The sequence below is a fragment of the Kitasatospora sp. NPDC059088 genome, assembly GCF_042738155.1.
GTDB lineage: Bacteria > Actinomycetota > Actinomycetes > Streptomycetales > Streptomycetaceae > Kitasatospora.
Genome location: NZ_JBHYGR010000107.1, coordinates 20,512 through 27,887 on the forward strand (window position 1 = coordinate 20,512; position 7,376 = coordinate 27,887).

General features: G+C 74.6%; 9 protein-coding genes. 5 read left to right on the plus strand and 4 right to left on the minus strand.

Annotation, left to right across the window (positions count from 1 at the left end; genetic code table 11):
* Positions 1-195 precede the first annotated feature (195 nt).
* Positions 196-1,395, plus strand: coding sequence for an MFS transporter (locus tag ACFWXO_RS34130; RefSeq protein ID WP_380528847.1), 1,200 nt, complete (start codon positions 196-198; stop codon positions 1,393-1,395).
* A gap of 122 nt (positions 1,396-1,517) precedes the next feature.
* Entirely contained in the window at positions 1,518-1,979 is a 462-nt protein-coding gene (locus ACFWXO_RS34135) for a carboxymuconolactone decarboxylase family protein (protein WP_380528877.1), read from the plus strand.
* A 99-nt stretch (positions 1,980-2,078) separates the two neighbouring features.
* Here the strand turns inward: ACFWXO_RS34135 and ACFWXO_RS34140 are convergent, their stop codons facing one another.
* Positions 2,079-2,750, minus strand: coding sequence for a TetR/AcrR family transcriptional regulator (locus ACFWXO_RS34140; protein ID WP_380528848.1), 672 nt, complete (start codon positions 2,748-2,750; stop codon positions 2,079-2,081).
* A 204-nt stretch (positions 2,751-2,954) separates the two neighbouring features.
* On the opposite strand from ACFWXO_RS34140, the gene ACFWXO_RS34145 reads away from it, so the two are divergent.
* Complete coding sequence (locus ACFWXO_RS34145; protein WP_380528850.1) at positions 2,955-3,368, plus strand: cupin domain-containing protein; 414 nt, start codon at positions 2,955-2,957, stop codon at positions 3,366-3,368.
* Positions 3,369-3,502: 134 nt separating this feature from the next.
* Here the strand turns inward: ACFWXO_RS34145 and ACFWXO_RS34150 are convergent, their stop codons facing one another.
* Complete coding sequence (locus ACFWXO_RS34150) at positions 3,503-4,552, minus strand: hypothetical protein (RefSeq protein ID WP_380528851.1); 1,050 nt, start codon at positions 4,550-4,552, stop codon at positions 3,503-3,505.
* 224 nt (positions 4,553-4,776) lie between these two features.
* Here ACFWXO_RS34150 and ACFWXO_RS34155 point away from each other — a divergent pair, with 224 nt between their 5' ends.
* Together ACFWXO_RS34155 and ACFWXO_RS34160 are read left to right on the plus strand one after the other, a co-directional pair.
* Positions 4,777-5,286 (plus strand): hypothetical protein, encoded by a 510-nt coding sequence (locus ACFWXO_RS34155; protein WP_380528853.1) that lies wholly within the window; start codon positions 4,777-4,779, stop codon positions 5,284-5,286.
* Entirely contained in the window at positions 5,283-6,032 is a 750-nt protein-coding gene (locus ACFWXO_RS34160) for a helix-turn-helix domain-containing protein (RefSeq protein ID WP_380528855.1), read from the plus strand. The genes ACFWXO_RS34155 and ACFWXO_RS34160 overlap by 4 nt, the downstream gene beginning before the upstream one ends.
* An 11-nt stretch (positions 6,033-6,043) precedes the next feature.
* Here ACFWXO_RS34160 and ACFWXO_RS34165 read toward each other — a convergent pair whose 3' ends face one another.
* Together ACFWXO_RS34165 and ACFWXO_RS34170 are read right to left on the minus strand one after the other, a co-directional pair.
* Positions 6,044-6,709, minus strand: coding sequence for a class I SAM-dependent methyltransferase (locus ACFWXO_RS34165; RefSeq protein ID WP_380528857.1), 666 nt, complete (start codon positions 6,707-6,709; stop codon positions 6,044-6,046).
* A gap of 89 nt (positions 6,710-6,798) precedes the next feature.
* Positions 6,799-7,059, minus strand: a complete 261-nt coding sequence (locus ACFWXO_RS34170; protein WP_380528859.1) for a GlsB/YeaQ/YmgE family stress response membrane protein — start codon at positions 7,057-7,059, stop codon at positions 6,799-6,801.
* Between the last annotated feature and the right edge of the window lie 317 nt (positions 7,060-7,376).

Below are 7,376 nucleotides of genomic sequence, written 5' to 3' on the forward strand. Positions count from 1 at the left end.
CTTGCACTCAAGCGCACTTGAGCGAGAACGCTTAGGCAAGCCTAACTTCCGTGATGCGAAGGGTATCCGCCCATGCCTTCTCCGACCGCCGCAACGGTCAGCACGACCACACCGACACCGCCAGGGACAGGGACAGGGACAGGGGAAGCGACACCGACGGCGACTCGCGCGGCGCCGGCCTCCGGTGCGCTGCTGGTGCTCGGCTTCGTCCTGCTCAGCCTCAACAGCCGGGTCGCCTTCGGGCAGGTCGGCCCGCTCGCCCCGGTGGCCGGCTGGGGCGCGGGCACCGTCACCGTGCTGGCGCTGATACCCCCGCTCTGCATGGGCCTGTTCGCGCCGCTGGGCGCGCTGGCCCGGCGGCGGCTCGGCGAGGAGCGCGGGTTGTTCTGGGCGAGCGTGCTGCTGGTCGCCGGGGCGGTGGTGCGGACGCTGGGGATGCCCGGACTGTACGTGGGGACGGCGTTGGTGGCCGCCGCGGTGGCGGTGGTCAACGTGCTGATCCCGGTGTTCGTCCGGACCCGCTTCGCGCCCCGGCGGATCGGCACCATGATGGGCGTCTACGCGCTGTCCATGGGCGCCGGTTCGGCCGTGGTGGCCGCGCTGGTCGCGCCCGTCGCGGGCGCGTGGTCCTGGGAGGCGGCGATCGCGCTCGCCGTCGTCCCGGCGGTGCTCGCGGTGGTGGGTACGGTCCCGCAGCTGCGGGGCCCGCGGCCTTCCCCGGCGGCGGTCGCCCCCGGGGTGCGGCGGCCGGTCGGCCGGACGGCGCTGGCCTGGAGCCTGACCGCCTACTTCGGCATCCAGACCCTGGTCTTCTACGCCACCCTGGCCTGGCTGCCCACCATCCTGGTCGGCGCGGGAGTGAGCCGGACCACCGCCGGCACCGACCAGGCCGTGATGATCCTCGGCCTCGCCGTCGGCGGCTTCCTCGCGCCCGTCCTGGCCGCCGCCCGCCGGGACCAGCGTCCGCACATCCTCGGGGTGGTCGCGGTCTGCGTGCTCGGTCTGCTCGGCCTGCTGCTCGCCCCCGCCGCCGGGGCGCCGGTCTGGGCCGGGATCCTCGGCATCGGCATGGGAGGCGGGCAGGCCCTGGCCGGGGTGCTGTTCACCCGCCGGGGCACCGACCACGACCACGTCGCGGCGCTGTCCACGATGGCCCAGACCGGCGGCTACCTGATCTCCGCGGCGGGCCCGGCGCTGCTCGCCGTCCTGCACGGCTCCACCGGGGCGTGGACGGTTCCGCTGCTCGCGCTGATCAGCCTGCTGCTGGTGGGCGCGGTGCTGAGCATGCGGGCGGGGCACGACGGGGGTACGGCGGTGGGCGCGGTGGGGAGCGCGGTTCAAGGATTTTCTCGTCGCGCTGTCACACTCGGGCGCCGGGATCCGTCGGGTCGGTGAGAGCACACCGGACACCTGAGAGGAACACGACCATGAGCACCGACCTGAGCACCGACCCGAGCACCAACCGCGCCGACCGCACTGCCCGCTCGATCACCGCCGAGATCCCGCTGCGCCCCCGGATGGCCACCGACCCGAGCGCGCTGGTCCCCGAACTCGCCGACGTGTCGGCCGCGTTGTTCCGGGCGGTCGGCAACCGCTCGCTCCCGCGCGGCACCGTCAGCCTGGTCCAGCTGCGGGCCGGGCAGCTCGCCGGCAGCACCTACCTGACCGTCCTGCACACCGGGTTCCTGCGCAAGGCCGGTGAGTCGGAGGAGCGGATCACCTCGGTGGCCAGCTGGCAGGACTCGCCGTACCTGACCGCACCCGAGCGGGCGGCCCTGGCGCTGGTGGACGCCGTCCTGCGGCCGAACCCGGACGGCGAGCGGGTGTCGGACGAGCTGTACGCCGAGGTCGCCGCGCACTACGACGAGAAGGCGCTGGCCACGCTGATGCTGGCGATCGGCCAGGTGAACTTCTTCACGGCGATCGCGCTGATCGCCAAGCCCGTCCCCGGGAAGGCGTTCACCGACCCCTGGGCCTGAACTCCGAGGGTCTGAACTCCGGCCCGGGGGGGGGGGGGCGGGGGGCGGGGGGGGGCGCGGGGGGCGGCCGGGTCCCGCGTTTCAGCGTGCGGCCGCGTTTCAGCCGGCGGCGAGGAGGCCGGAGACCAGGGCGCGCAGTCCGTCGCGGTAAGTGTCCTGGGCGGTGAGGGCCTCCCAGTGGCCGGCGACCTGGGCCAGGCGGGGGTGGACGGCCGGGTCGAGGCCGGCGAAGACCTGCTCGCGGTAGGTGGGGCGGTCGTCGGCGGTGCGGCGCCTGGCGGCGGTGGTGCGGACCACGATCTCCCCGGCGGTGTAGTACCAGATCGCGCGGTAGCCCTGGGCGGCGCGTTCCGGGGTCAGGCCGCAGTCGACCAGTCCGTCGACGATCTGCTCGACGAACCAGAGGGCGTGGGTGGAGAACAGGTCGTCGGCGGCCAGGACTTCGACGATCCAGGGGCAGGCGGCGAGCGCGTCGTGGATCGCGGCGGCCGCGGTGAGGACGCGCTCGTGCGGGTCGGCCGGGAGTTCGACCGGGTGGAGGGTGCGGGCGGCGTAGTCGTCGAGCAGCAGGACGAGCAACTCCTCCTTGTTGCGCACGTGGTGGTAGAGCGCCATCGGGGTGCTGCCGATGTCGGTGGCCAGGCGGCGCATGGTCAGTCGCTCGACGCCCTCCTCGGCCACGATCCGGCGGGCCGTCTCGACGACCTCCTCCCGGGAGATGCGGGGAGGACGGCCGGTGGCCTTGCGGGGAGTGGGGGAGGGCTGCTGCATGCCCTCATCATGCCCCGTCCGGGGGGTCCGTGGTGCCTCGCCCGCCCTGTGCGGCTCGACAGGGGAGAGCCTCCGGGGGTACTTTCCTTACATGTACAGAAACTCGCGAGGCCGACCCGGCCTGGTGCTCGCGGCGGTCACCGTCGCCCAGTTCGTCTTCGCCCTCGACATGTCGGAAGAACTCCGACTGGAAGGAACCTCCTCATGACCACCACCCCGATCGCCGTCGTCGACCTGTTCGCCTCGGCGCTGCACTTCCGCCCCGACGGCGAACTGCGGTCCACCGAACGGCGGATGGCCGGCGGTGGTGCCGGCACCGAGGGCGCCTGGCAGGTCGCGGCGTTCCACGTGGAGACCGACGCCGACGTGCACGCCGACCACTGGGAGATGCACCCGGAGGCGGAGGAGGCGGTGTGCTGCCTGGCCGGCGGTGCCCGAGTCTTCTTCCGGCCGGTCGAGCCCGGAGCGGCCGAGGAGTCGGTGCGGCTGACGGCCGGGAGCGCCGTGGTCGTCCCGCGCGGCCGCTGGCACCGGCTCGAACTCGACGGCCCCAGCGACCTGATGTCGATCACGCTGCGGGCGGGGACCCGGTTGGAGCGGCGGGGCGCCGAGGGCTGACCGCCGGGCCGGGGTGGCCGGTAGGCGCGGCGCGGATCCCGGGAGGGTTACTGGAACGCGGCGACGGCCCTCCGCCCGTCGGGTGGAGGGCCGTCGTGTGGCAACCTGCGGCGTCCGGGTCGGATGACGGATCGTCAGACTGCGGCGCGGGCGGCCTTGGTGCGGGCGGAATCGAAGACGGCGGCCGGGTTCCCGTAGTACAGCCACGGGCCGGCGATCTCCCGGCCCATCCCGCGGAAGAGGTCCAGGGCCTGCGCCGGGCGGCCGTTCTCGATCAGGGCGTGGGCGATCCAGCCGCGCGCCGCGACGATGCCGGGGTGGGCGGGGTCGGCGGCCGCCAGGTCGAGCAGGGCCGCGTCCACGGCGGCCGTGTAGGCGGGGGAACGGTAGAGCGAGGAGGCGGACCTGTCGCGCAGGATCTGCTCCCAGTACGCCCGCAGCTTGAGTGCTGTCAGCAGGCTGCCGGCCGGTGCGCCGGCGATCGCCTTGTCGGCGAACTCGTGCATCAACTCGTTGCTGCCGAGCCACTTCTCGCACCAGTACTGCAGGGCGGAGGTGTGCGCGCCGATGTGGTGGGGCTCGCGGGCCACGATCTCGGCCCACAGCGCGCGGTAGCGCTCGTGCGACCAGCCCTGGCCCATCGCGATCGACTGCTGTGCCACCCAGGCGTTCGGGTCCCCGGCCGGGGCGAGCCGGACCGCCTCGTACGACACCTCCTCGGCCTCCTGCAGCACCTGGTGGAAGCCCATGGCCTGCTCGCGGGTCACCTGCGAGGCGTACTTCGCGGTGCGGATCTGCCACGCCCGCTTGACCAGCGCCTCGGTGTGCACCTGGGCGGCCTGGGGGTTGTCCGGCTGCTCCTCGCGCCAGTCCCGGAGCCAGCCGTCGTCGGTGGCCGCGAGGCGGCTGAACGGGCCCATCCGGGAGTAGCGGGTGCTCCAGTCGCCGTCGCCGCCCGAGAGGTGGGCGGCGGCCGGGCGCCAGTCCCCGGCCCTGGCCGCGTCCAGCGCCGCCCGCGCCGCCGGGTCGGTGGGTTCGTCGCCCACCTCGACCAGTTCGGCGCGCGGCACCAGACCCGCCGCGGCCGCTTCGAGCCCCCTGGAGGCCTTGCGGCGCTTGTTGAGCCAGAGGCCCAGCCTGACGAGGAGGATGACGAGGGGGACGATGACGAACGGGTGGGACATGTACCTGCTTCTCCACGGAACTTCTTCGCACAGGTGTGCGTTCGGTGAAGATCGTACCGTTCGGGTACGGAGCCGTGAACGGTGTGCGCATCGAAGGACCGTCCGGGTTTCCGCTGCTCCTCGCACGCGCGTCCGGCCCGGGGGGTGAACGATCGCCGGGTCGCGCCGATCCCCGGGCGGAGGCGGTAAGTTGGCGGCTGCCGATTGTGGGGAGGACCACTGACGTGAGCACCGACGAGGCTGCGCTCGGCAGCGCCGTCAAGGCCGTCATCGCCGCCGTGAGTGCCGATGACGTGGCCGGGCTGTACCAGGCGGTGATGCCGCCGGCGGGTGAGGACACCCCTCCGGCCGAGGTCGCCCGATGGTTCGGGCTGCTCCTCGTCCACCTGGCGCTCACCGCCGCGTCCGCTTCGGAGCTGGAGCGCGGCAGTTCCCGGGAGACGGTCTCGGAGTGGCTCGGGGAGGTGCTGGGGCCCGTACCGACCCCGGCGCTGCTGCGCGCCGGGGATCCGAGCCGCATCGACCACGTCGAGGCGGTGAGTGCCGCGGAGAGCTACGCCCGGTGCCGGGAGTACGCCGTCGACCTGATCCGGCTGGGCCTGGTCGACCCGACCGAGGAACCGGACGAGCGGGGCGTCGACGCCCACTGCGCGGTGACGAACGACAAGCAGATGCGGATCACCGTGATGGCGATGCTCGGCCGCCTCGGCGCCGGTCCCGGCGTGCGCGGTTGACGGAGCCGCGCTTCGTCGTGGGGCCGGGCTACGCGCTGTACCAGGGGCCGCTGGCGGACAGCGCGCCGCACCGGCACGCCGCGTTCCAGGTCGCCGTGGCGGCGCCGGGCGGCGAGGTGACGATCGCGGACGGCGCCGGGGTCAGGCACCGGGGTGAGGCGGTGGTGGTGGCGCCGATGGTGCGGCACCGGATGGCGCCGACCCGCCGGGTGCTGGTGTTCTACGTCGACCCGCGCTGCGCGTTCGCGGACCGCCTGCGGGCGGAGCACGTCGACGGCGTCCGGGTGGCGCCCCGGTGGCGGGAGTTGACGGAGGAGGACGTCCGTCCGTCCGGGGTGCTGCCGTCGGCCGAGGTGGACGCCCGGCTGCGGGCGGCGATGGAGGCGCTCGCGGACGACTGGGTCGCGCTGCCGGGGCTGGCCGCGCAGGTCGGGCTCTCGCCGCAGCGGCTACGGGCGTTGGCCCGGCGGCAGTTGGGGGTGCCGCTGGCGCGCTGGCGGATCTGGCTACGGCTGGCCCGCGCGGCCGACGCGTTGGGCGAGGGATGCACGCTCGCCGAGGCGGCGGTGGCGGGCGGCTTCGCGGACCAGGCGCACTTCACCCGGCAGATGCGGGAGATGACCGGGCTCACGCCGTCGCAGGTGCTGCCGGTGCTGCGCGCCTCGGGCCCGGGCCGAAGGTCGCCGGGCCCGAGCGGTTCGCGCCCGGCGGCCTGCTCGCTTCCGGCCTACGCGCGGTGGGCCTAGGCGCGCCCGGCCTACCCGCGGTGGGCCACGTAGATCGACATCGAACCGGTGACCGTCGCGACCGTCTCGGCCTCGCGCACGCCGTGGAACCCGGCCTCGGCGATCAGCCGCGGCAGGATGCCGTCCGCGTTCGGCTGGGTGTCCTCCTTGCCGTCCGCCAACTGCACGATGCGGAAGGCCAGGCGCATGGCCGTCGTGCGCTGGCGCCCGTAGTCGGCGATCACCAGCTTGCCGCCGGGGCGCAGCGCCGCGTGCATGGACGCGAGGACGGCCCGCTTCATGGGGACGGGGCACTGGTGCAGGACGAGGCTGGAGACGACGGTGTCGGCGGCCCCGGTGCCGACCAGATCGGCGACGGCGTCGCCCATGCCGGTCAGCCACTCGGGGCCGGGGCCGGTGGTGGAGCCGGTGGCGGCGGCCTTGCGGCGGGCCAGTTCGAGCGTGCCCGGGTCGGGATCGACGCCGATGACGCGGGCACGCGGCTCGACGCGGTTGAGGAGCAGCGCCAGCGAGCCGGTGCCGCAGCCGACGTCGACGATCACGTCCTCGGGGCGCGGGGCCGCGTGCATGGCGAGCAGGCTGCGCCAGAGGCGTTCGCGGGTGAGGGAGACGATGGGGTCGTAGAGGCGCAGCGGGGCGAGGCGGCCGGCGGCGGGGGTGAAGGCGCGATCGGTCATGAGGGCCAGTCTCGGGGGCGGGCGCCGTGAGGTCTTGAACGAATCGCTCGCCCACCACGCCGGCAGCGCGGGGGAGCGGCCGCCGCGGGTCAGCGGCGCCGGCCCGCGTAGGCGGGGGAGACCAGCGCGATCAGCACCGCGGCCACGCCGACCTGGAGCAGGTGCCGGATCCAGTCGATCCCGCCGGTGTGCCGCACTCCGAAGTACGAGGCGGCGGCATTGCCGAGCACCGCTCCGGCCGCGCCGACCAGGATGGTCAGCCACAGGGGCACGGGCTGGCGGCCGGGCAGCACGAGCTTCGCCAGCAGGCCTACCACCAGTCCCGCGACCAGGGCCCACAGAATCGTCATGGTCTCTCCTTCGGGTCGTTGTCGTTCTTCGTCGTTCTTCGCCAACGCCCGCCGTCTGCCCCGTCCTTGGGACGTCATGCCCGTCGCCCTGAGTTTCGGGCCGGGGGGTTTGGCCGGCCGGATCGGGGTCACACGAGGAACGGGTCGGCAGGGAACGGCCCGGACGGCACGGCCTCCTCCCCTCGGGGCCGCCGTTCGGGCCGCCGCCGACAGTTCAGAGCCCGGCCACCGTGACGACCGCACCCGGCGGCCGGGCGGCCCGGGGGGGGGGCGGGGGGGGCGCCGCCCCCGGGGCGGGGGCGGCCGGGGGCGGGCGT